Consider the following 23,913-nt stretch of genomic DNA (forward strand, 5'->3'; position numbering starts at 1 on the left):
TCTAGTTGCCGCTCACGCGGGTCTTGTCGTTCTTGTTCAGCTCGAAGGCGGCCATGATGGCTTCCTCGCCGCTGAGACCCTTGGCGGCGACCTCCTCGAAGGCCTCCAGCATGCGCTTGTAGTCCTTGGGCATGACCTTGACGAACTTGGACAGCGATTTGTCCCAGTCCGCCAGGAGCCGCTGGGCTACGGCGCTCTTGGTGGCCGTGTAGTGCTTCTCGACCAGGGCCTTGAGCTCTTCGGCATCCTTGCCTTCCACAGGTTCCAGGCTGACCATCTCCTGGTTGCAGTGGATGGGGAAGCTGCCCTTCTCGTCCAGCACGTAGGCGACGCCGCCGGACATGCCCGCCGCGAAGTTGCGTCCGGTGCGTCCCAGGACCACGACGCGGCCTCCGGTCATGTATTCGCAGCCGTGGTCGCCCACGCCCTCGACCACGGCGGTGACGCCGCTGTTGCGCACGCAGAAGCGCTCACCGGCCATGCCGCGGATGAAGGCTTCGCCGTAGGTTGCGCCGTAGAATGCGACGTTGCCGACGATGATGTTCTCCTCGGCCACGAAGGTGGTGCCCTCCATGGGATAGACGACGATCTTGCCGCCCGAAAGGCCCTTGCCAAGGTAGTCGTTGGAGTCGCCTTCCAGGGTCATGGAGAGGCCCTTGGGGACGAAGGCGGCAAAGCTCTGACCCGCGGAGCCCTTGAAGTGGAGCTGGATGGTGTCCTCGGGCAGGCCCTCAGCACCATACTTGCGGGTGATTTCGCTGCCCAGCATGGTGCCGACCACGCGGTTCAGGCTGCGGATGGGAAGGGTGGCGCTGACCTTTTCGCCGCGCTCCAGGGCTGGCTTGGCCAGATCCAGGAGCACTTGGTAGTCCAGGGTCTGCTCCATGCCGTGGTCCTGCTTCTTGGTGCAGCGCACGGGCACGTCATCGCCCATGTCGGGGCGGTAGAGGAGCTCGGAGTAGTCCAGGCCCTGGGCCTTCCAGTGCGAGATGGCCTCGCGCATCTCCAGCCTGTCGGAGCGGCCCACCATCTCGTCGATGGTGCGGAAGCCGAGCTGGGCCATGATCTCTCGCATCTCCTGGGCGATGAAGGTCAGGAAGTTGATGATGTATTCGGGCTTGCCCTTGAAGTTCTTGCGCAGCTCGGGGTTCTGGGTGGCGACGCCCACTTCGCAGGTGTCCAGGTGGCAGGCGCGCAGCAGCACGCAGCCCATGGTCACCAGGAGGGTGGTGGCGAAGCCGTATTCCTCGGCGCCCAGGAGGGCGGCGACGACAACATCGCGGCCGGTCTTGAGCTGGCCGTCGGTCTCCACCACGATGCGGTCGCGCAGGTTGTTGAGTACCAGGGTCTGATGGGTCTCGGCAAGGCCGAGCTCCCAGGGGAGGCCGGTGTGCTTGATGCTGCTGACGGGGGAGGCACCGGTGCCGCCATCGTAGCCGCTGATGAGGACCACATCCGCATGGGCCTTGGCAACGCCGGCGGCGATGGTTCCCACGCCGATCTCGGACACCAGCTTGACGTTGATCCTGGCCTCGCGGTTGGCGTTCTTGAGGTCGTAGATCAGTTCGGCCAAGTCCTCGATGGAGTAGATGTCATGGTGGGGCGGGGGGGAGATCAGGCCGACGCCGGGCGTGGAGTGACGTTCCTTGGCCACCCAGGGGTAGACCTTGCGGCCCGGGAGCTGGCCGCCCTCGCCGGGCTTGGCGCCCTGGGCGAGCTTGATCTGGAGTTCCTTGGCGCTCATGAGGTAGTCGCTGGTGACGCCGAAGCGGCCGGAGGCCACCTGCTTGATGGCGCTGCACTTGGAATCGCCGTTGGGCAGGGGCTTGAAGCGCCCGGGATCCTCGCCGCCCTCACCGGAGTTGCTCTTGCCACCCAGGCGATTCATGGCGATGGCGATGGTCTCGTGGGCTTCCTTGCTGATGGAGCCGAAGCTCATGGCGCCGCTCTTGAAGCGCTTGACGATGGCTTCCACCGGCTCGACTTCCTCAAGGGGGAGGGGCTGGTTGGCGAGCTTGAACTCGAAGAGGCCACGGATGGTCTTCAGGCTCGTGTCCTGCTCGTTGATCGCCTTCGAATACTGCTTGAAGGCACTGTAGTCCCCGTTCCAGCAGGACTGCTGGAGGGTGTAGATGGTCTCGGGGTTCCAGAGGTGGTATTCACCCTCCTTCCGCCACTGATACTCGCCGCCGATGACCAGGGTCTGCTCGGCATTGGTGGGGTAGGGGGGGAAGCCTGCCTCGTGGCGCATCTGGGCTTCCTGGGCGATGACATCCAGGTCCACGCCGCCAATGCGGGAAGGGGTCCAGGTGAAGTATTTGTCGATGACGCTCTGGTGGATGCCCACGGCCTCGAAGATCTGGGCGCCGCAGTAGCTCTGGATCGTGGAGATGCCCATCTTGGAGAGGGTCTTGACCACGCCCTTGATGGCTGCCTTGACGTAGTTCTTGTAACCCTTCTCGCGGTCCACGGTCATGATCTGGCCCATCAGGATCATGTTGTCGATGGACTCGTAGGCCAGGTAGGGATTGACGGCGGTGGCACCGTAGCCGATGAGGGCCGCGAAGTGGTGGACCTCGCGGGGCTCGCCGCTTTCGACGATGAGGCCGATGCGGGTGCGGGTGCCGTTCTGGACCAGGTGGTGGTGCAGACCGGAGAGGGCCAGGAGGGCCGGGATGGGGGCGTGGGTGCTGTCCATCTCACGGTCGGAGAGGACGATGATGTTGATGCCCCGGGCGATGGCAGCGTCCGCCGCGGCGTAGAGTTCCTCCATGCCCAGGGCCATGCCCTTGGCACCGGACCCGGCCTTGTAAAGGAAGGGCAGGGTGGTGGTGACGAAGCCGGGAATCTTGGAGGAGCGGATCTGGGCCAGTTCCTCGTTGGTGAGGATGGGGTAGTCCAGGCGCAGCTGATGGCAGTTCTGGGGGCTGGGCTTCAGCAGATCGCTGTCGGCGCCGACCATCACCTCGGTGGCGATGATGAGTTCCTCGCGGATGGCGTCGATGGGGGGGTTGGTGACCTGGGCGAAGAGCTGCTTGAAGTAGTTGTAGAGGAGCTTGGGCTTGTTGGAGAAGACCGCCAGGGGGGTGTCGGTGCCCATGGCGCCGATGGGCTCAATGGCGTTCTCGGCCATGGGGGCCAGGATGAGGCGCAGATCTTCGTCGGTGTAGCCGAAGGCCCGCTGGCGCTTGATGATGGTTTCGTAGTCGGTCTTGGGCAGCTGGTCGGCCTTGGCCTGGGGCAGATCCTCCAGGCGCACCTGGTACTTGTTCAGCCAATCGCGGTAGGGGTGCTCGGTGGCGATCTGGCGCTTGATCTCCTGGTCGCTGATGATGCGCTTCTGCTCGGTGTCCACCAGGAGCATGCGGCCCGGCTCGAGGCGGCCCAGCTGCTCGATGTTCTCAGGGGCGATGGGCAGGACGCCCACTTCGGAGGCCAGGATGAGCTGGTTGTCCTTGGTGACGTAGTAGCGGGCCGGGCGCAGTCCGTTGCGGTCCAGCATGGCGCCGACCACGGTGCCGTCGGTGAAGCCCATGGCGGCGGGGCCGTCCCAGGGTTCCATCAGGTGGGCGTGGTACTCGTAGAAGGCCTTCTTGTCGTCGTCCATGGTCTCGTGACGGGACCATGGCTCGGGGATCATCATCATCATGGCGTGGGGCAGGGGGCGGCCCGCCAGCACCAGGAACTCCAGACAGTTGTCGAACATCGCCGAGTCGCTGCCATCGGGCTGGATGATGGGAAGGATCTTGGCCATATCGTCGCCGAAGATCTCGGACTCCAGGGACTTCTCCTGGGCGCGGATCCAGTTGATGTTGCCGCGCAGGGTGTTGATCTCGCCGTTGTGGATGATGTAACGGTACGGGTGGGCGCGCTCCCAGCTGGGGAAGGTGTTGGTGCTGAAGCGGGAGTGGACCAGGGCCAGGGCGCTTTCCACATCGGGATCGGCGAGGTCGGTGAAGTAGCCGGTCACCTGATCAGAGACGAACTGCCCCTTGTAGATGATGGTCTTGTAGGAAAGGCTGGAGACGTAGAAGTATTCGCCGCTGGTGAGGTTGCTTCCGTAGCGGATCTCGTTCTCGGCACGCTTGCGGATGACGTAGAGTTTGCGCTCGAACTCCATGGGATCCGTGATCTTGGGGTTGCGGGCGATGAAGACTTGGCGCTGGCGGGGTTCGCTGCGCTTGGCCGTCTCTCCCAGGTCCGAGTTGTCCGTGCTCATGGAGAGCCAGCCCAGGACCTTCTGGCCCTCGGCGGCGACGATCTTCTCGAAGTGGATCTCGATGGCGCGCTGATGAGCCACATCGGGGGGCATGAAGATGACGCCCACGCCGTATTCACCGGGCTCCGGGAGCTTGAAGCCCTTCTTGTCGGCCTTCTTCTGGAAGAACTTATGGGGGATCTGGATCATGATGCCGGCGCCGTCGCCGGAGTTGGGCTCCGAACCACGGGCACCGCGATGGGTGAGGTTCGTCAGGACCGTGAGGGCCTGCTCTACGATCCGGTGATCCTTTTTCCCATCGATATTGACGACGACGCCCATGCCGCAGGCATCGTGTTCGAACCTGGGGTCGTAGAGGCCCTGCTTGGGGGGGAGACCGGCGGGCTTGGTGGTGGCAGCATTGGTGTTCATGGCATCCTCAGCGTGATTCGCGTGTCCTGGGTGTTTCATGGCTGGTCCTCCATAAAGTGCGAGGCAAGTCTGAGGTTGAGCTCTATGCCTGCGGTCAAGTCTTCAAGGTCGATGTGTTCGTCGTCGGTGTGGGCCACCCGGATGCTGCCCGGTCCCGCCAGCACTACTGTCTGATCGGGGATCAGTTTGCGGAGCCGGGGTGCGTCGGATCCGAAGGGCATGGGGGCGTGTTCGAAGCCGGGGATCTCAGGGTAGCGGTCCCAGGGTTCCGAAAGGATGGATTCCACAGAAGCGCCCTCGGGCTGGAAGCCCATGAGCGACTCCCAGAATGTAGTGCCGGGCACCGTGCGCGCCAGGATGCGGGCCTCGGCATGGGCCGGGACCACGTTGACAGCCTCCCCGCCTTGGATGGTCCCGAGATTCCAAACCTCGGGCCCCAGCTGCGGATCCACCGGGCCGGGCCGGGCCTGGATGCTCTGGATCCAGCTGAAGAGGTCCAGGATGGCACTGCGCCCCAACTCAGGGCTGCCGCTGTGGGCTGCCTGTCCTTTGCAGCAGAGCACCACGCTCTCCAGCCCGCGCTGACCCGTGCCGAGCTTCAGCTCGGTGGGTTCGCCATTGATCAGGGCGCGGCACTGCAGGAAACGATCCCTCCAGCGAAGGGCGTCCTGGGCCCCGAGGCTATCGGTCTCCTCCCCGGCCACACCCAGCCAGGCAAAGCCGGTCTTGCCCTGGGCCAGGAGCGTTTCGATGGCCAGGAGCTGGGCCACGATCTGGCCCTTGGCGTCGCAGGCGCCCCGCCCGTAGACCCGGTTCCCCTCGACCCGCACCGGGAGGAAAGGGGGCACCGTGTCGAGATGGGTCGAGAAAAGGACCTTGGGTTCGCCCCAGGTGGCCAGTACGTTGCATCGTCCGCGGACAGGCTCCCGGACTTCGACGGCAGCTCCCAGGCGTTCCAGCATGGGGAGCAGGGGCTTCAGGATCCCTGACTCCTTGCCGGAGGGGGATTCCTGGGCGCAGAGCTCCACCAGCATGGCCAGTGCCATGGAGGTCTGAGCGTGCTGGGGGTTGGGTGATTCCACAAGTGCCTCCTACCGAGGGAAGCCTTAGAACCAACCCTGGAACCCGATGGGGCCCCCGGTTTACGTCCTCAGGCACTCCGCAACGATTTTGCGCTGCGACAGCCGCCGGGTGTTAGCCCGAACGTCCAGGACACACGCTGATGACACGTCTGCCCTTCGGCGATCCACCCCTTTCGACTCCGCTCATTGGGCTCATCACCCTCCTGGAATCTACTGATGGGGATCGCTCCTCCATCGGTTTCTTAACCATGACAAAATTGAGCGGATTTGACAAGTGGCAACGGGATTCTGGATACGAAAAGATCCTGCCCGTTTTTTTGTTACCGTAATAAAAAAACGAGGGGGCAGTCAGCTGCCCCCTCGTCCAGTGATCAGAAACCTGGATCAGGCCTCTTCGAAGTCCGCCTCTTCCACGTGGTGGGCGGGCAGGGGCACGTGGGCCTTGTGGCCGCCGAGCTCGGTGGGCTCCTCCACGGCAGGGATTCGCATGGCGTAGAAGGAACGCCAGATGAAGACCAGGGAAACCAGGAAGAACACGAAAGCAGCAGCATGGCTCACGGCGGGGTTCAGGGTGATGGCCAGCTCTACGGCCAGGAGGCCGAAGAGGGTCGTGAACTTGATCACGGGGTTCAGGGCCACGGAGGAGGTGTCCTTGAAGGGGTCACCCACGGTGTCACCCACGACGCAGGCGGCATGGAGTTCGGTGCCCTTCAGGTTCAGCTCGGTCTCCACCAGCTTCTTGGCGTTATCCCAGGCACCGCCGGCGTTCGCCATGAAGATGGCCTGGTAGAGGCCCACGATGGCGATGGAGATCAGGTAGCCGATGAAGAAGAAGTGGTTGACGCAGGCAAAGGCCAGGGTGCTGAAGAAGACCGCCAGGAAGATATTGAACATGCCCTTCTGCGCGTACTGGGTGCAGATGGCCACAACCTTCTTGCTGTCTTCCACGGAGGCCTTGGTGGCGTTGGAATCGAGCTTGATGTTGTTCTTGATGAACTCCACGGCGCGGTAGGCACCGGTGGACACGGCCTGGATGGAGGCGCCGGAGAACCAGAAGATGACGGCGCCGCCGGTGATGAGACCCAGCAGGAACAGGGGGTTCAGGATGGAGAGCCCCTCGACCACCTGGGCATGACCGAACTTGGTGCTCAGCATCTGGATGATGGAGAAGATCAGGGTGGTGGCGCCCACGACGGCGGTGCCGATGAGCACGGGCTTGGCGGTGGCCTTGAAGGTGTTGCCGGCGCCGTCATTCTCTTCGAGGTAGAGCTTGGCTTCGTCGAAGTCAGGCTTGAAGCCGAAGTCCTTCTCGATCTCCTTCTCGATGCCGGGGATGGCTTCGATGGTGGAGAGTTCGTAGACGGACTGGGCATTGTCGGTCACGGGGCCGTAGGAGTCCACGGCGATGGTCACAGGGCCCATGCCCAGGAAGCCGAAGGCCACCAGACCGAAGGAGAAGATGGCGGGGGCGGTCATCAGGGCGCCCAGGCCGAGGGTGGAAACGGCCCAGGCAGCGCCCATGAGGATGACGATGACGATGCCCATCCAGTAGGCGCTGAAGTTACCAGCCACCAGACCGCTCAGGATGTTGAGGCTGGCGCCGCCCTCGCGGGAGGCGGTGACCACTTCGCGGACGTGGGCGGAGTTGGTGGAGGTGAAGGACTTCACCAGCTCGGGGATCACTGCGCCGGCCAGGGTGCCGCAAGTGATGATGGAGGAGAGCTTCCACCAGAGGCTGGTGCTGCCACCCAGGTTGGGAATCAGGAGGTAGGACAGGCCGTAGGTGGCGATGATGCAGATGATGGAGGTCAGCCACACCAGGGTGGTGAGGGGGGTTTCGAAGTTGAACTTGGCGGCGTTGGCGAACTTGGCCTTGGCAATGGCGCCATTGATCCAGTAGGAGATGGCGGAGGTCACCACCATGCCGATGCGCATGACGAAGATCCACACCAGGAGCTGGATCTGGATGGTCTTGTAGGCCGCGCCTGCGGTGCCCTCGTTGACCGCCAGCAGGATGAAGGTGACCAGGGCCACGCCGGTGACGCCGTAGGTTTCGAATCCATCGGCCGTGGGGCCCACGGAGTCGCCAGCATTGTCGCCCACGCAGTCGGCGATCACGCCGGGGTTGCGGGCATCGTCTTCCTTGATCTTGAAGACGATCTTCATGAGGTCGGAGCCGATGTCGGCGATCTTGGTGAAGATGCCGCCCGCGATGCGGAGGGCAGCGGCGCCAAGGGATTCACCGATGGCGAAGCCGATGAAGCAGGGACCGGCCTGATCGCCGGGGATGAAGAGCAGGATGATGAGCATCAGCAGGAGTTCGACGCTGATGAGCAGCATGCCGATGCTCATGCCGGCTTCCAGGGGAATCGCCATGGTGGGGAAGGGCTTGCCCTTCAGGGAAGCGAAGGCGGTGCGGCTGTTGGCGAAGGTGTTGATGCGGATGCCGAACCAGGCGACGCTGAAGCTGCCCAGGATGCCGATGATGCTGAAGATCACGATCGTGACCAGCTTGCCCACGGTGTAGTGCTGGAGGGCGCCGAAGTAGACCACCATGATGATGGCGATGAAGAGCCAGAGCACGGACAGGAACTTGCCCTGGGTGATCAGGTAGGTCTTGCAGGTCTCGTAGATCAGCTCGGAGATGTCCGACATGGACTTGTGGACGGGCAGAGCCTTGATCTGGGAGTATTTCCAGAGGCCAAAGGCGATGCCGGCCAGGCAGACCACCAAGCCGATCAGGAAGAGGCCATGGCCTGTGATGGTGCCGAGGAAGAGTTCGCCCTTGAGGTCGGGGATCACGAGATCGGCTTCACTGGCCTGTGCCCAACCCGAACACGCCAGCAGCATCAGGAATGCGGGGATTACTCCCCATCGGATGGACCGAAGCCCCTTGGCGAGTCGGTCCATCAGACCGACTCCTTGACTTGCCTGCACCATGGATATTCCCCCTTATTGGTGAATGGATCTGCGTAGCAGAAGGATGTGAAGGATTGATGATTCAAGGAGTGACTGAGCCCCGCCGAGGCAGGGTAGGAACAAGATGCCGGGTACGCAGCGAACCCAAATGGAATTCCGGAAGAAGATTGCGCTGCGGCTAACCCGTTAACTTTGCCAAAACAAGGCCATTATGGCAAGCCTGGATCAGCGATAACGGCACAGATATGCGGTATCCACGGGGACCTTGAGCTGGAACTTGACCTTGGCAGCCACCTCGAAAGATGAGCCGGGGAGGTAGTCCTGCCACTTGTCTTCGCCGGGGAGCTTGACGGTGAGCTGGCCTGCGACCACGGTCATGATTTCTACACAATCCGTGCCGAATTCGTATTCCCCCTTCGCCATGACGCCCACTGTGGCGCGCCCCTCCTTCTCCTGGAGGGCGATGGACTTCACGGTTCCGTTGAAGTATTCGTTGACCTGAAGCATTATGTAATCCTTATCAAGTCTTCGCGCTGGAAACCTCGGGAGGCCTCCAGCGCGAAGGGGAAATGGGCGGTTCAGCCCTTGATCTCGGGCAGGCTGGCCAGGGTTTCCGTCAGGGCGTCGTCCGGGAACTCATAGTCCTCAAGCTGGCCGGAGAGATAGCGCTCGTAACTGCTCATGTCGAAGTGGCCATGACCGGTGAGGTTGAAGACGATGGTCTTGGACAGGCCCTCCTCCTTGCACTTGAGGGCCTCATCGATGGCCGCGCGGATGGCATGGGAAGATTCGGGCGCCGGGAGGATTCCCTCGGTGCGGGCGAAGAGGACGGCGGCTTCGAAGCTGGGGATCTGGTGGACGCTGCGGGCTTCAATGTGCCCCTCGTGGAGGAGCTGGCTCACCAGGGGTGAAGCGCCGTGGTAGCGCAGGCCGCCGGCGTGGATGCCGGGGGGCATGAAGTCGTGGCCCAGGGTGAACATCTTCATGATGGGCGTCATCCCGGCGGTATCGCCGAAGTCGAATGCGTAGGTCCCCTTGGTGAGGGTGGGGCAGCTGTAAGGCTCCACGGCAATGCAGCGGGCCTTGTTCTGGCCGCGCTCGCCCCGGAGGTTCTGGCCCACGAAGGGGAAGCAGAGGCCCGCGAAATTGGAGCCGCCGCCGTGGCAGCCGATCACGATGTCGGCCTGATCCTCGAAGACTTCCAGCTGCTTGATGGTTTCCAGGCCGATGATGGTCTGGTGCAGGGCCACATGGTTCAGCACGGAGCCCAGGGCATACTTGGTGTCGTCCCGCTGGAGGGCCAGTTCCACGGCCTCGGAGATGGCGATGCCTAGGGAACCCTGGTTGTCCGGATCCTTGGCCAGGATGGAGCGGCCATAGGCGGTCTCCATGCTGGGGCTGGGGATGACCTTGGCGCCCCAGGTCTCCATCATCAGGCGGCGGTAGGGCTTCTGGCCGTAGCTCACCTTCACCATGAAGACCTTGATGTCGATGTCGAAGAGGCTGCCCGCCAGGGAGAGGGCGGAGCCCCACTGGCCCGCACCGGTCTCGGTGGTGATGTACCTGGTGCCTTCCTTCTTGTTGTAGTAGGCCTGGGCCACAGCGGTGTTGCTCTTGTGGCTGCCGGAGGGGGAGACGCCTTCGTACTTGTAGTAGATGTGGGCGGGAGTATCCAGGGCCTTCTCGAGCTGGGTGGCACGATAGAGCGGCGAGGGGCGCCAGGACTTGAGGATGTCCTGGACTTCCTCGGGGACGTCGATGTAGCGCTCGGGAGACATCTCCTGCTTGACGATTTCAAGGGGGAAGATGGCGGTCATGTCCTCGAGGGACACGGGCTGGTGCGTGCCGGGGTGGAGCACTGCTGCGGGAGGATTGGGCATATCACCCATGACGTTGTACCAGGCCGTTGGCATGTCCTTTTCGGCCAGGATGATCTTGCGGGGCTTGGATGAAGTCATGAGCACCTTTCTTTAACTGCTTTGGAAGAATCGAGTGAAGCCTGTCGCCATTTTAGCGATCTGCCGCATGGGTGTAAACGATACTAGCTGTTTATTGACTGCGATTCCGTTATCAGGTAAGGCACGTTCGACCGGTCGAAGAATTCTGTCTGCAGGAAAAGGGGCCGCTGTGGCGGCCCCTTTTCCTGCAGTATGGCTGGCTATTTTGCGCTCGGATTCTTCACGATCTCGGCGAAGGCGTGTCCGAACTCGACACAGGCGTTGAGCTCCTCAGCCGAAGGGGTCATGCGGACCTTGATGGGATCCGGTCCCACCTTCATCCGCATGGATAACAGGATGTCCTGGACCGTCCGGACCGCCTCACCGCTCCAGCCGTAGGATCCGAAGACCGAGGCGGGCTTGCCGCGCATGTTCAGGAAAACCAGGGAGGCCACGAGCTCCAGGATGGGATGGGGCACATCGGCGTTCAATGTCGGGGTGCCGATCAGGAAACCGGAGGCCTGCTCGAACTCGTCGATGATGGCTGGGATGCCCTTCTCCACCGCGTTGATGAGGATGGGCTTCACCCCGCCTTCCGTGAGTCCCTGGGCCACTTTCCGGGCCATGGCCTCGGTGTTTCCGTAGGCCGAGACATAGACCACCGGTACCCTGAACTCCTGGGTGCGGTTCAGGATGGAGGCCCGTTCCTCGTAGTAAGCCAGATAGGAGAGGGGATCCTTCCGCAGGATGGGGCCATGGGAGGGGGCGATCATGACCGGGTCCAGCTCCCGCACCCGTACGGCGGCCTTCAGGATGTGCTCCTTGTAGGGCCGCATGATGGTGGCGTAGTAGAACTCGAAGGCCTTGCGGGCGGCTTCCGGGTCCGCCAGTTCATCGTTGAAGTCGACATCGCTGGCGTAATGGGCCCCCAGGAAATCGCAGGTGAAGAGGAGCCGGTCCTCCTTCAGCCAGGTGAGCATCGTGTCGGGCCAGTGGAGGAAGGGCGCGTCCACGAAGGAGAGAGTCTTGTCTCCCAGTGAAAGCTCTTCGCCGTCCTTCACGATCCGGAACCGGTACTCGCGGTTCACCAAGTTGTCCACGAAGGTCTTGGCCGAGCGGGTGAGGAGCACTTCCACATCCGGATGGCGCTGGAGGAGATCCGCCAACGCCCCGGAGTGGTCCGGTTCGGAGTGGTTGATGATGACGTAGTCGATGGAGGTGACCGGGCAGACTTCCTCGATGTGGCGGAGGAACTCCCCGGCGAAGGGGCGCTTTACGCAGTCGATGAGGGCGATCTTCTCCGATCCCTTCACCAAGTAGGCGTTGTAGGTGGTTCCGAATTCGGTGGGGATGACGATATCGAAAATCGCCAGATCCGGATCCTTGACGCCTACGCTATAGACGTCAGGAGCGAGTGTGGTCAAGCCCATGGGGCGGTCTCCCTCAGATCAGGCTTCCAGTTCGAAATCGCTCTTGCCCACGCCGCAGAGGGGGCAGACCCAGTCATCCGGGAGGCTTTCAAAGGGGGTTCCGGGGGCAATGCCGCCGTCCGGATCGCCCACTTCAGGGTCATAGATGTAGTTGCATACGGTGCAGCGCCACTTGGACATGGATTCCTCCGGGAGTGAGTCCGTTCAGTCTGGACGGGTTCACCGCCTCCATCAAGGCTTGGGACGGTTTGTATTGTGGGATGCCGCAAGTCCGGCGAAGGTTTGTGACAGAAGCCCCTTTGTCACCTGTCCGACTCAGGCAGAAGAAACCGGGCAGAGCTCCGGATGAGCAGAACCACAGCCTGGGCCGCCAACCCCTCACCCCGGCCCGTGAACCCAAGCTTTTCCGTGGTCGTAGCTTTGACGTTCAGGGCCTCCACTTCAACTCCGAGGATGGGTGCCACGCGCTCCCGCATGGCTTGGCGGTGGGGCCCTACCTTGGGGCGTTCCCCGATCAGGAGGACATCGGCATTGCCCACCCGCCATCCAAACCCGTGGAGCTTGGCCATGACGTTCTTCAGGAGTTCTGCGGAATCGGCACCCTTGTAAGCCGCATCAGTGTCCGGGAAATGCTGACCGATATCCCCCAGGCCTGCGGCGCCCAGGAGGGCATCCGTGAGGGCGTGGAGCATCACGTCCGCGTCGCTGTGCCCGGCCAGCCCCCGGTCGTGGGGCACCTGGATGCCCATGAGCACCAGGGGGCGGCCCTCCTCCGGGGCCGAGAATCGGTGTACATCGAAGCCCTGTCCGACCCGGATCATTCCTGACCTCTTGAATTCAGTGTCCTGAAGCCGCCGGTGGATACCTCCGGGGAGGCGCAGCCCTGTTTGGGGATCGTGATCTTCACCAGGGTGCCCATGCCCTCTTCGCTGCGGACTTCGATGGCGCCCTTGTGCTCCTCCATGATCTTCTTGACCGTCGCCATGCCCAGGCCAGTGCCCTTGGGTTTGCCGTGGGTGAAGAAGGGCTCGAAGATCCGGCGCTGCACCTTCTTGGGGATGCCCTTGCCGTTGTCTTCCACCTCCATGCGGATCTCGCCCAGGCAGTCCTCCCAGCGCACGATGACCCGTCCGTCGGGCCTCCCTGCAAGGGCATCCATGGCGTTGGCCAGGAGGTTCTCCAGGACCCGGGCGAAACGATAACGGTCCAGGGCACCCGTGCATTCAGGGCCCTCGGTCTCCAGGGTGATGCCCAGGTCCCGGGCCCGCTGTTCCTGGGGATCCACTAGACTCCTGATGAACGGGGCGATCTCCACGGGCTCCAGCTTGGTCTCCCGGATCTTTGCATAGTCCAGGACATCGGTACTCAACTGGCTGAGACGCTCCACCGCGCCCAGGATCTCCGCCACGTGGTGCTGGGCCTTGTCGCCTGCCTCGTAGTGGGCGCCGATCATCTGGGCGTGGCCAGCGATCACGAAGAGGGCGTTCTTGATGTCGTGGACGATGGAGCTGGCCACCTGTCCCACCGTGGCCAGGATGTGGTTGTGAAGGCTCTCCTCTGCCAGTCGCGTGCGCTCGATGGCGATGGCGCACAGCGAGACAATGGCCTCGAAGGTGGCCCGGTCCACCGGCTCGGTGATGATCCTGCGGCTGTCCAGGTAGACCACGCCGATGCACTTCCCCTGGACGATGAGAGGCATGCAGAGGATGGTCTTGAGCTGGAGGTTCATGACGGACTGCTGGGCCATGAGCTCCTGGTCCGAGGCCACGTTGTGGATCCAGATGGGTTCGGCCTGCTCGAAGACCTTTCGGACACTGGACATGGACAGGTGGATGTTGCGGGTCATGTCCTCGCCCAGGTTGCGCTGGACCTTGACTTCCAGTTCCCCCCCCTCGGGGAGCATGATGAAGCCCCGGTCCGTACCTGAGATGGTCAGAAGGCGGTTCAGGCTCTGTTCCAGCAGGTCATCCAGTTCGATCTCCCCAGACATCAGGTGGGCTGTCTGGAGGATGGCCTGGAGATTGATTTCTGACGCGAAGGGGGATTCATTCCGGAGGGTCAGGAGGTAGGCACCATCTGCGATCCGAAGGGAGGTCTCAGGATCCCACTTCATCCGGGTGATGCGCCGGTCCTCGAAGAAGGTCCCGTGGGAGGAGTTCTGGTCCTCGGCCCACCAGACGCCATCCACCAGTTCGAGTTTCAGGTGTCCCCGGCTCACCATGCTGTCAGGAAGGACGATGTCGCAGTGATTCTGGCGTCCCAGGAGCACACTTCGGGACACGGGAATCGATCGCTCAAAGCCGTAGCGGTCCCGGATGGTGATGGAGAAACGCTCTGCCACAGGAACTCCAGAGGGGCATTGATGTGATGAAAATACATCTTGGCAGAATCATGAACCCTTGGGGGAGAGTGGACAATCACGTCTGCCCGTGAGGGAATGGAGAAGAGCTGAGACCCATGGATTATCACCGCAACCCCGATCTGGACCCCGCCGAGCGCGACGAGACCTTCGAATATTCCCTGCGCCCCCAGCGCCTTCCGGAATACATCGGTCAGGAGAAGGTGAAGACCCGCCTCGAGATCGCCCTTCATGCGGCCATCAAGCGAGGGGACGTACTGGATCATGTGCTCCTATTCGGTCCCCCCGGCCTGGGCAAGACGACCCTGGCCCATGTGCTGGCCAACGAGATGGGATCCCCCTGCAAGGTGATCCAGGCACCCGCCATGGAGAAGAAGGGTGATCTTGCTGCCATCCTCACAAACCTGGAGGAGGGTGAGTTCCTCTTCATCGACGAGATTCATCGTCTTTCCGCCGCCATTGAGGAGATGCTCTATTCCGCGATGGAGGATCGCAAGCTGGACATCCTGATCGGCCAGGGGCCCTCGGCCCAGACCCTGAAGGTGGATCTTCGGCCCTTCACACTAGTGGGGGCCACCACCAGGGCCGGCCTCCTCAGCAAGCCTCTGCATGATCGTTTCGGCATGGTCCATCGCCTGGAGTATTACACCCGTGCGGAACTGGCCATCATCGCCACCCGCACCGCCCATGTGCTGGGAGTGGAGATCGAGGCTGCCGGGGCCGAGGCCATTGCCAGGCGCTCCCGGGGAACCCCACGCATCGTGAACCGCCTGCTGCGCCGATGCAGAGACTACGCCGAGGTGAAGGGGCAGGGGATCATTACCTCGCCCATCGCAGACGCATGCCTGGCGCTTCACGAGGTGGATGAACTGGGCCTGGACGCCCTGGATCGGAGCTACCTGGAATCCCTGTGCACCAAGTTCAAGGGTGGGCCCGTGGGGGTGCGCACCCTGGCCGCCGCCCTGGGTGAGGTGGAGGGGGATAGCCTGGAGGATCTGGTGGAGCCCTACCTCATGCAGATCGGCTTCCTGGACCGCACCCCCCAGGGGCGACGGGCTACGGAAGCGGCCTACACCTACCTCGGTCTCAAGGCCGCGGAGGCTGGTCCCCTGTTCCGCTAGGGACGGCGCCACTCACGGCATCTCGGCATCCTTTTCCACCGGTTCCACACCCTTCTCCGGCACCACATGGGCCACCTTCTTCGGTTGCCCCTTGCGCTGACAGGTGCCCTGGAGCGTGCCCCCTTCATCCACCACCAGGGTGCCTACCTCCACCTCCCCCTCGACACACCCCGTGCCATGGATCTCAAGGCAGCCCTCGACCTTGAAAACCCCCTCGATGCGTCCAGTCACGATCAAGTGCTTTGCGTGGATGGTTCCCTTCACGAGGCCAGTGGGGGCGATGGTGACCTCGCCCTCACTGTGAATGGTCCCCTCCAGGGTGCCCTCCACCCTCAGGCTGGCCGTGCCGAGATGCGCTTCACCCTGCCAACGGGAACCCCGGCCCAGGAGGGTATGGATGGCGGGCGCGGCTTCGGTGCGGGCTTTGCTTCGGATCTTCTTGAACATGGTGCACACTCGCTCAGGTTAGGGCTGACAGCCATTGTTTCTGGAGGCGCAGGTACGGCTTCGGATTGACCGGTCGTCCGTGCAGGCGCACTTCGTAGTGCAGATGAACCCCGGTGGCTTGTCCGGACTGCCCCATTTCACCCAGGATGTGACCTCGGGTCACGCGTTGGCCGGGGACGACCTCCAGGTGGGACATGTGGGCATAGAGGGTTTCGAGTTCGTCAGAGTGTCTCAGGACCACGCAGTAGCCGTAGGCGTCCATCCAGCCCGCCGTGACCACGACGGCATCCGCTGTGGCCTGGATGGGGGTACCCGGGGCGTTGCAGATATCGAGGCCCGAGTGAAAGCCCACAGGAGCCGCGCCCTTGTCGCTGTTCTTGGAGAAAGGGCTGAGCCGGAGTCCGAAACCCGAGCTCAGATAGCCCGCTGTCGGGAGGATCGAGGGCGTGCGGTTCCATCGCTCGATGATCGGGTCCATGCTGGCGCGTATGAGCTTGGCCTGCTCACTGGTGCGTTCCAGGTCCATCCGCAATCTGCTGATCTTGCTGGGATCCTGGCTGCCTTCCTCCTTCTGTCCCCCAGGGACCGCTGGCAGGCTGGGAACGGGCTGTCTGGGATCGATCTGCTTGAGGAGTTCGGAGAGCTGCTCTTTCAGGGTGGAGATCTCCTTCTCCAGGCCCTGGGCCTGCTCCAGGCTCTGCTTGACCTGCCACTGCTGGGATGCGGTCTCGCGCTGGAGCTGGGTGAAGCTCATGAGGCGCTTGGAGGCCCATAGCCCATAAGCCGAGCCGATCATGGCCACGGCATAGACAGCCAGCAAGGTTCCCGCCGCCCAGAGCACCGCTTTGCGTCTTACGGACCACCGGAAGGTGCGATGGCTGAAGACCAGCATCAAGGTGAAGAACTTGTCCCGATCCGGTCGGCTGAGGCGGATGGCGCGGCGGGTGATGGGTTTACGAACCATTAAAATAAACTAGTCGCAAGCACCTCGTCTGTCGAGGCAGGATGACTTAGAGCACAGCTCCCAGAATGAACTCGAGCAGGTGTCCAGCGAAGAAGACTGCTCCCACCAGGCTGTTCAGGGTGAAGAAGGCGTGGTCGATGCGGTCCAGGCGCCCCCCCCGGACCACCCACTGCTCCCGGGCGAGGATCATGGCCACCGCCGCCCAGCTCAGCCAGGGGAGGATATGGGCGTCCTGCCGTGCGTTGAAGGCGGCCCAGGCTCCCAGGGCAACGATATGGAAAAGCCGTGAAAGGACGAGGGCATTCCCCACGCCAAAACGTGAGGGGATGGAATGCAGGCCCCTCTGCTTGTCGAATGCTTCATCCTGAAGGGCATAGAGGATATCGAAACCCGCCGTCCAGGCCAGAACCCCCAGAGCCAGGAAGCAAGGCGTCAGTTCGAAGCGCCCTGTGACCGCGATCCAGGCCCCCAGGGGAGCCCCAGCCAGGGAGAGACCCAGGACAACATGGGCCCATGCCGTGAAACGCTTGCAGAGGGAATAGCCCAGGATGATGAAGAGGGCCAGGGGCGCCAGCCTCCAGGGCAGGGGACCGAGCATGCCCGCCGAATACCCGAAAAGGACGATGGACAGCCCCAGGAAGACCAGGGCGACCCCCCTGGAAACCCTTCCGGCGGGCAGGGCCCGTGTGGCTGTGCGGGGATTCTCCGCATCGATATCTGCATCCGCGAGGCGGTTGAAGGTCATGGCCGCCGTACGGGCCCCCACCATGGCCATCAGGATCCAGAAGAGTGTCCGCCAGGGGGGCAGGCCTTGAGCCCCCGCCATGGCCCCCAGGAGGGCGAAGGGAAGGGCGAATACCGTGTGCTCGAACTTGATCATGTCGAGCAGTTCTTTGGATTGACTGAAATAGCTTGGCTTGGTGCTCATCTTGCTCCGGTGGAGGGACGCCCTTCCGCTCAGGGGTCGCAACCTTCTCTAACCAGTGTATCGTCTCGTACTTCCAAAGGCGGTTCCCATGCCTTGACCGTGTTCCCGGAGGCCTCTACTTCAGACGGAGCACGCCGGGCCCGACCTGCCCCTCGGGCTTATTGGCCTTGTAGAGCGTCGCCAGCAGGATGGCGACAGCCTGGAAGAGTTCCTTGGGGATCATGCGGTTTACGTCCAGGGGCTCCAGAAGGGCCAGGAGATCTGCATCCTGCTCCACGGGGATGTGGTGTTCCTTGGCCAGTTCCAGGATGCGGTCGGCCAGGAGGCCCTGTCCCTTGGCCACCAGACGGGGGGCGCTATCCAGAAACGGCGCCTCAGGCTGGTAGCGGAGGGCTACTGCACTGAGGCGCCGAGGGCGGGCCATTTGGGGGGCTACTGCACGAAGCTGGAGGCGTTCTCGTGGTCTTCCAGCTCATCCATCGCAAGACGGCGGAATAGCTGCATATCGGCCATGGACATGAGGCTGATGTAAGCGAAGCCGCTGAAGAAGAGCCAGAGGAAGGGGACCGAGGCCCACTTGCGCAGGTAGATCGACACGATAAGGGCCGCGAAATAGTAGAACGCAAAGCCCAGTTCCAGGAAGGTCACCAAGCTCTTGGGAACCTTGTAGGCGCGCTTGCTGGCGGCGTTGCCATGCTGGTCTACGCCCAGCTTGGGGGTGCGCTTGAACTCGATGTCATCGGTGAAGAAGCCTTCCAGAACGGCCTTGGCCTGGTTGAGGCCCAGTCCGATACCCAGGCTCATGAGGCCCGGGATGTACTTCATGCGCCTGATCCAGTTCTTGTTGTTGCTGGCTTCCCGCTGGGAGAGACCGAAGTAGAGGCCCACGCTGACGGCATTGAGGATGAAGAATGGGGCATCCGTCATGATCAGCATCTTGGGGGAGGTGCCAGCCCGGAGGATCATGCAGGGAACCATGATGATGGCCAGGATGACCATCAGGAGGTAATTGCAGTTGGCGGTGAGGTGGAACCAGCACTCGGCCTTGGTGTGGAGGCTCTCCTTGCTGGTGAGCAGGGTCTTCATGAGTTTGCGGATGACCTGGGCATTACCCTTGGCCCAGCGATGCTGCTGGCTCTTGAATGCGTTGACCTCCACGGGGAGTTCGGCGGGGACCACCAGGTCCTTGAGGTAGACGCCGCACCAGCCCTTGAGCTGGGCCCGGTAGCTGAGGTCGGCATCCTCGGTGATGGTGTCGTGCTGCCATCCCCCGGCATCGGCGATGGCGGCGACGCGCCACATGCCGGCGGTGCCGGAGAAGTTGAAGAAGGCGTTGGAGCGGTGGCGGGCGGTGTGTTCGAAGACGAAGTGGCCGTCCAGCAGGATGGCCTGGACTTGGGTCAGGAGGTTGAAGTCGCGGTTCAGGTGATCCCAGCAGCCCTGGACGAAGGCGACCTTGTTGTCGGCAAAGTGGGGGACCGCCTTCTTGAGGAAGTCGGGGGTGGGCAGGAAGTCGGCGTCGAACATGGCCACCAGCTCGCCCTTGGCCACTTTCAGTCCGTGGTTGAGGGCACCGGCCTTGAATCCGGTGCGGTCGGTGCGGTGGATGTACGCGATATCAAAGCCCAGCTTGCGGTAGCGCTCGCAGACAGCCTGGGCCACCTTGATGGTTTCGTCGGTGGAATCGTCCAGGAGCTGGATCTCCAGCTTCTCCCTGGGCCACTCCATCTTGACGACGTAGTCCATGAGACGCTCAATGACGTTCATCTCGTTGAAAACAGCCAGCTGAACCGTGACGTGGGGCAGGTAGTTCTCGTCGCCCTTGGGCTGGGGTTCGTGCTTCTTGTGCTTGTAGTAAAGCAGCAGCATCCAGAGGCGATGAGCTCCGTAAATGCTCAGGATCGATAAGATCGTGAAGTAGATGGAGAGAACTGCCGTTTTCATGTGGTGGGTGCCTCCCTGGGCCCGATACGCGTCCGCGCTGCAACATTTTGACAGCATTGCTGTGTGAGGTGTGCGAAATCTGGTACTTGATTTTCAGGGCTCCAGGGCCGATAGACTAGGGATCAGGAGCGCGCCATGCCCCAGGAAATAAAGCCAGAAGATCTGATCGTCACCGAGCAGGACGGTACTCGGCGCATCAACCACGATGTCCTGGAATCCTATGGGCTCTTCAATCTTCCGAAGTCCGTCATGCGCAGCGCCCTGATGGTCTATTACGACAACGCCGCCCGCCAGGGAAGCTCATCGGCCCGGATGGTCCGGACCTTCATCGGCCTCGCCACCTCCATTACCCGATTTCCCAAGCAGGTTGCCATCAACTTCACCCGGGGAGCGGCATACCGCAGGAATATGAGGATGTTGCGGCGGTATAGCCGCTGAACTTCCGGCTTCCCGGTTATCGGCTCCGGTTTTACTGAGACAGGGGATGTCGTGAGAGGCTATCTCTCCGGCATCCCCTGAGGCGTTTCGGCCTCTTCATTGATAAGATGGTGGGGAGTGGACGAATTTTCGCTGGAGCCCATTGGATGATCGAGTATTACAGCACCAATCTGAACGCCCCCCGCACCGATCTGGCCGGGGCTCTCCTGCAGGGGCAGGCCAGTGACAAGGGCCTCTACATGCCATCGGAGGTTCCCGCCTTCGCCCCAGACTTCCTGAAGCGGGCCCGGGACATGGCCTTCCCCGCCATGGCCGCCGAGATCCTGGGCGCCTATGCCCAGGGGGTCTTCACTCCCGCCCAGCTCGCGGAGATCTGCGAGGACGCCTACAACTTCCCCGTCCCCCTGGAGAAGGTCCAGGACAAGCGCTTTGTGATGCGTCTGGACCAGGGGCCCACCGCCTCCTTCAAGGACTTTGCGGCCCGCTTCATGGGCCGGGCCCTGGGACGTCTGGTGCAGTCCAAGGGCTCCGAGCTGCTGATCCTCACCGCCACCTCCGGCGACACCGGCTCCGCCGTGGCCCACGCCTTCCTCGGTGTCCCGGGGATCCGGGTGCTGGTGCTCTTCCCCACCGGTGAGGTCTCCGACCGCCAGCGGAAGCAGATGACTACCCTGGGTAACAACGTGGCCGCCATCTCGGTGGATGGCAAGTTCGACGACTGCCAGGCCCTGGTGAAGAGGGCCTTTGCTGATCCCGATCTCAAAGGGCTCAATCTCTCCTCCGCCAACTCCATCAACATCGGACGCCTGCTGCCCCAGTCGGTGTACTACGTCTACGCGGCCTCCCGTCTGGCGGACATCGCCGCTGGGGAGAAGGTGGTCTTCTCCGTGCCCTCCGGCAACTTCGGCGATCTCATGGGCGGCGTCCTCTCCTACAGGAGTGGCCTCCCCGTGGCCCGCTTCGTGGCGGCCACCAATGCCAATGACGAGGTGCCCCGCTTCCTGGCCACCGGAACCTACCAGAAGATCGAGCCCTCCCGCGAGTGCATCTCCAATGCCATGAACGTGGGGCACCCCTCCAACCTTGCCCGTCTGGTGGCCCTCTACGGCGGGCGCATGGATGAGACCGGTCATATCCACCAGGCACCGGACATGGAGGCCCTGCGGCGGGACTTCTTCTCCGTGAGCATCAGCGATGAAGAGACCAAGGCCACCCTGGCCCGGGTCTACCGCGAAACCCAGGTCATGCTGGAGCCCCATGGTTCCGTGGGCTGGGCCGGCCTGGAGCGCCTGAACGAGGTCGATCCCTCAAGCCGCGCCTACACCTCCATTGTTCTGGAAACCGCCCACCCCGCCAAGTTCCCGGCAGAGGTCAAGGCATGCATCAACGTCGAGCCCCCGCTGCCTCCCAGCCTGGAAGGCCTGGAGGACAAGCCCGAGGTCTGCGGCCGGATGGACGCCAGCTACGAGGCCTTCAAGGCCCATCTGCAGAAGGAATATCGCTGATGAAGGCCGTCATCATCCTCGGCGACGGCATGTCTGACCGTCCCGTGGCGGCTCTGGGAGGCAAGACGCCCCTCATGGTCGCCAAGAAGCCCTGCATGGACCGCATCGCCCGCGAGGGCGTCACTGGGCTTTTCGCCAGCATCCCCACGGGGATGCCCGAGGGCTCGGATGTGGCCAACCTCTCGGTCCTGGGCTACGACCCCCGGGTCTGCCTCCAGGGGCGCGGCGTCCTTGAGGCCGCCAGCATGGGCGTGGCCCTGGCCCCGGAGGATGTGGCCATGCGCTGCAACCTCATCTGTCTGGATGCCGAGGGACGGATCAAGAACCACTCCGCCGGGCACATCAGCTCCGAAGAGGCCGCCATCCTGATCCGGGATCTGGACCGGGAACTGGGAGGAGGGCAGGGGGATCGCCCCGCCGTCTTCCATCCCGGGGTGAGCTACCGCCACCTTCTGGTGCTTCCCGGAGGCTGGGCCTCCGCCGACTTCGAGTGCGCCCCGCCCCACGATCACGTGGGCACCCTGGAATCGGAACTCCTGCCCAAGGCCAACGGTGCCGAAGCGGAATCCACCGTGGCCCGTCTCCTCGACCTGCACGAGCGGGCCAAAGCCATTCTGGCCAAGCATCCGGTGAACCTGGCCCGCGTCGCCAAGGGCAAGGATCCCGCCAATGCCATCTGGGTCTGGTCTCCGGGGCACCGCCCCCAGATGGAGACCATGGAGTCCCTCTATGGCGTCAAGGGCGCCGTGATCTCCGCCGTGGACCTCATCTTCGGTATCGGCGTCTACGCGGGGCTGACTCGCATCGATGTGGAGGGGGCCACCGGCCTCTACGACACCAACTACGAAGGCAAGGCCCAGGCTGCGCTGGATGCCCTGGAGGACCACGACTTCGTGTACGTCCACGTGGAAGCCACGGACGAGGCCTCCCACGGCTGCGATCTGGACCTCAAGATCCGCTGCATCGAGTATCTCGATGACCGCCTGATCCGCCCCATCATGGAGGGGCTGGAGGCCAAGGGCGTCCAGGCCGCCTTTGCGGTCCTGCCGGACCACCCCACCCCCGTGGAGACCGGCACCCACGCCAATGATCCCGTCCCCTTTGCCATCTGGCGCCCAGGCACTCCCGCCGACGCCAGCCAGGCCTACGACGAGGTTCAGGCATCCCAGGGTTCCCTGGGGCTGCTGAAGCGGGATCAGTTCATTCGCGCCGCCCTCGGGCTGTAGTTCCCTTGCCACCCCTTTCTTCCAGGAGCCGACGATGAAGATGGAGCCAGTCCCTGAACCTACCCTCAGGCGACTCCCCCGCTACTATCACCTGCTCCGGCGGCTGCAGGAGAACGGCCAGGAGATCGTATCCGCCACCATGATGGCGGAGGAGCTGGGGATCCATCACACCCAGGTGCGCAAGGATTTGGCGGCCACCGGCAGCGTCGGCAAGCCCAAGGTGGGACATCGGGTGGATGACCTGATCCAGTCCATCGAGCGTTTCCTCAACTGGAACAACTCCTCGGATGCCTTCCTGGTGGGAGCGGGCAACCTGGGTCTGGCCCTGCTGGGCTATCAGGGCTTCGAGAAGGCCGGCATCAAGATCGTCGCGGCTTTCGACGCCAACCCCGCCAAGGTCGGTCAGCAGTTCCAGGGGGTGACGGTCCTCCCCACGGAGAAGTTCGAGGATCTGGCCAAGCGGATGCACATCTCCATCGGCATCATCGCCGTGCCGGAGGCCAAGGCCCAGGAGATCGCCAACATGATGGTGCGCTCCGGCATCCAGGCCATCTGGAACTTCGCCCCCCTGACCCTCGATCTCCCCCAGAGCATGATCGTGGAGAACGTGGAACTCTACTCCAGCCTGGCCATCATTTCGCGCAAGCTGGCGGAGCGTCATCGCTCCCAGGCCAAGGTTCTCCCCACGCACTCCGAGAAGTGACTGACGAAAGGTTTGCATGACAGCGGTCTCCGACTTTCCCCATGAAATCGTGGTTTGCATGGGCAGCGCCTGCTTCGCCCGGGGAAACGTCGGTTCCGTTCAGATCATCCGCAACTACCTCGAGGACCGGGGATTGGCAGACAAGGTCAAGGTGACGGGAACCCTCTGTCAGGACTCCTGCAAGGAAGGTCCCAACGTCTGCTTTGACGGAACCTGCCTGTGCAAGGTGGATCCCTCCACCCTGCCTGATCTGCTGGATGAGCGCTTCGGATTGAAGTGA

At 62.9% G+C, this 23,913-nt stretch carries 20 protein-coding genes and 1 riboswitch; of the genes, 6 read left to right on the forward strand and 14 right to left on the reverse strand.

The genetic code is table 11. The features are described from left to right. Window position 1: 1 nt before the first annotated feature. The 9 genes from gltB to HOLFODRAFT_RS0201355 form a co-directional block, all read right to left on the reverse strand. Window positions 2–4,630, reverse strand: a complete 4,629-nt coding sequence (gene gltB, locus HOLFODRAFT_RS0201315; RefSeq protein ID WP_026938930.1) for a glutamate synthase large subunit — start codon at window positions 4,628–4,630, stop codon at window positions 2–4. A 35-nt stretch (window positions 4,631–4,665) separates the two neighbouring features. Further along, window positions 4,666–5,712 carry a M20 family metallopeptidase gene (locus tag HOLFODRAFT_RS18725; RefSeq protein ID WP_005037216.1) on the reverse strand — a complete coding sequence of 349 codons (1,047 nt, stop codon included), beginning with the start codon at window positions 5,710–5,712 and terminating at the stop codon, window positions 4,666–4,668. 62 nt (window positions 5,713–5,774) lie between these two features. Further along, window positions 5,775–5,954: riboswitch (Lysine riboswitch) on the reverse strand. A gap of 142 nt (window positions 5,955–6,096) precedes the next feature. Beyond that, window positions 6,097–8,622: a sodium-translocating pyrophosphatase gene (locus HOLFODRAFT_RS0201325; RefSeq protein ID WP_005037215.1), complete on the reverse strand. Its 2,526-nt coding sequence runs from the start codon at window positions 8,620–8,622 to the stop codon at window positions 6,097–6,099. Between the two features lie 234 nt (window positions 8,623–8,856). Then, window positions 8,857–9,138: a pyrimidine/purine nucleoside phosphorylase gene (gene ppnP, locus HOLFODRAFT_RS0201330; RefSeq protein ID WP_005037213.1), complete on the reverse strand. Its 282-nt coding sequence runs from the start codon at window positions 9,136–9,138 to the stop codon at window positions 8,857–8,859. Between the two features lie 71 nt (window positions 9,139–9,209). Beyond that, window positions 9,210–10,589 (reverse strand): TrpB-like pyridoxal phosphate-dependent enzyme, encoded by a 1,380-nt coding sequence (locus HOLFODRAFT_RS0201335; protein ID WP_005037211.1) that lies wholly within the window; start codon window positions 10,587–10,589, stop codon window positions 9,210–9,212. Window positions 10,590–10,789: 200 nt separating this feature from the next. Beyond that, window positions 10,790–11,998, reverse strand: a complete 1,209-nt coding sequence (locus tag HOLFODRAFT_RS0201340) for an FprA family A-type flavoprotein (RefSeq protein ID WP_005037208.1) — start codon at window positions 11,996–11,998, stop codon at window positions 10,790–10,792. 18 nt (window positions 11,999–12,016) lie between these two features. After that, on the reverse strand, window positions 12,017–12,178 hold the full coding sequence (rd, locus tag HOLFODRAFT_RS23685; RefSeq protein ID WP_005037207.1) for a rubredoxin: 162 nt from the start codon (window positions 12,176–12,178) through the stop codon (window positions 12,017–12,019). A 122-nt stretch (window positions 12,179–12,300) separates the two neighbouring features. Then, window positions 12,301–12,819: a 2-C-methyl-D-erythritol 2,4-cyclodiphosphate synthase gene (gene ispF, locus HOLFODRAFT_RS0201350; RefSeq protein ID WP_005037205.1), complete on the reverse strand. Its 519-nt coding sequence runs from the start codon at window positions 12,817–12,819 to the stop codon at window positions 12,301–12,303. Then, window positions 12,816–14,339, reverse strand: a complete 1,524-nt coding sequence (locus HOLFODRAFT_RS0201355; protein ID WP_005037204.1) for an ATP-binding protein — start codon at window positions 14,337–14,339, stop codon at window positions 12,816–12,818. Before HOLFODRAFT_RS0201355 ends, ispF begins: the two co-directional genes overlap by 4 nt. A gap of 116 nt (window positions 14,340–14,455) precedes the next feature. Here HOLFODRAFT_RS0201355 and ruvB point away from each other — a divergent pair, with 116 nt between their 5' ends. Continuing rightward, window positions 14,456–15,478: a Holliday junction branch migration DNA helicase RuvB gene (gene ruvB, locus HOLFODRAFT_RS0201360; protein WP_005037201.1), complete on the forward strand. Its 1,023-nt coding sequence runs from the start codon at window positions 14,456–14,458 to the stop codon at window positions 15,476–15,478. 12 nt (window positions 15,479–15,490) lie between these two features. Here ruvB and HOLFODRAFT_RS18730 read toward each other — a convergent pair whose 3' ends face one another. From HOLFODRAFT_RS18730 to HOLFODRAFT_RS0201385, 5 genes are all read right to left on the reverse strand, one after another. Next, window positions 15,491–15,925: a bactofilin family protein gene (locus tag HOLFODRAFT_RS18730; protein WP_005037199.1), complete on the reverse strand. Its 435-nt coding sequence runs from the start codon at window positions 15,923–15,925 to the stop codon at window positions 15,491–15,493. Between the two features lie 13 nt (window positions 15,926–15,938). Continuing rightward, on the reverse strand, window positions 15,939–16,889 hold the full coding sequence (locus HOLFODRAFT_RS22400) for a M23 family metallopeptidase (protein ID WP_005037196.1): 951 nt from the start codon (window positions 16,887–16,889) through the stop codon (window positions 15,939–15,941). 46 nt (window positions 16,890–16,935) lie between these two features. Further along, window positions 16,936–17,817 carry a UbiA-like polyprenyltransferase gene (locus HOLFODRAFT_RS0201375; protein WP_005037194.1) on the reverse strand — a complete coding sequence of 294 codons (882 nt, stop codon included), beginning with the start codon at window positions 17,815–17,817 and terminating at the stop codon, window positions 16,936–16,938. A 115-nt stretch (window positions 17,818–17,932) separates the two neighbouring features. After that, window positions 17,933–18,241: an EscU/YscU/HrcU family type III secretion system export apparatus switch protein gene (locus tag HOLFODRAFT_RS0201380; RefSeq protein ID WP_005037192.1), complete on the reverse strand. Its 309-nt coding sequence runs from the start codon at window positions 18,239–18,241 to the stop codon at window positions 17,933–17,935. An 8-nt stretch (window positions 18,242–18,249) separates the two neighbouring features. Beyond that, window positions 18,250–19,761, reverse strand: a complete 1,512-nt coding sequence (locus HOLFODRAFT_RS0201385; RefSeq protein ID WP_005037191.1) for a cellulose synthase family protein — start codon at window positions 19,759–19,761, stop codon at window positions 18,250–18,252. Between the two features lie 135 nt (window positions 19,762–19,896). On the opposite strand from HOLFODRAFT_RS0201385, the gene HOLFODRAFT_RS0201390 reads away from it, so the two are divergent. The 5 genes from HOLFODRAFT_RS0201390 (at window position 19,897) to HOLFODRAFT_RS0201410 (ending at window position 23,913) form a co-directional block, all read left to right on the forward strand. Beyond that, complete coding sequence (locus tag HOLFODRAFT_RS0201390; RefSeq protein WP_005037189.1) at window positions 19,897–20,199, forward strand: hypothetical protein; 303 nt, start codon at window positions 19,897–19,899, stop codon at window positions 20,197–20,199. Between the two features lie 146 nt (window positions 20,200–20,345). Beyond that, window positions 20,346–21,704, forward strand: a complete 1,359-nt coding sequence (gene thrC / locus HOLFODRAFT_RS0201395) for a threonine synthase (RefSeq protein ID WP_005037187.1) — start codon at window positions 20,346–20,348, stop codon at window positions 21,702–21,704. Beyond that, window positions 21,704–22,930: a cofactor-independent phosphoglycerate mutase gene (locus tag HOLFODRAFT_RS0201400; protein WP_005037185.1), complete on the forward strand. Its 1,227-nt coding sequence runs from the start codon at window positions 21,704–21,706 to the stop codon at window positions 22,928–22,930. The genes thrC and HOLFODRAFT_RS0201400 overlap by 1 nt, the downstream gene beginning before the upstream one ends. 34 nt (window positions 22,931–22,964) lie before the next feature. Next, window positions 22,965–23,633: a redox-sensing transcriptional repressor Rex gene (locus HOLFODRAFT_RS0201405; RefSeq protein ID WP_005037184.1), complete on the forward strand. Its 669-nt coding sequence runs from the start codon at window positions 22,965–22,967 to the stop codon at window positions 23,631–23,633. A 16-nt stretch (window positions 23,634–23,649) separates the two neighbouring features. Continuing rightward, window positions 23,650–23,913, forward strand: coding sequence for a (2Fe-2S) ferredoxin domain-containing protein (locus HOLFODRAFT_RS0201410; RefSeq protein WP_005037182.1), 264 nt, complete (start codon window positions 23,650–23,652; stop codon window positions 23,911–23,913).

The sequence above is a fragment of the Holophaga foetida DSM 6591 genome, assembly GCF_000242615.2.
Classification (GTDB): domain Bacteria; phylum Acidobacteriota; class Holophagae; order Holophagales; family Holophagaceae; genus Holophaga; species Holophaga foetida.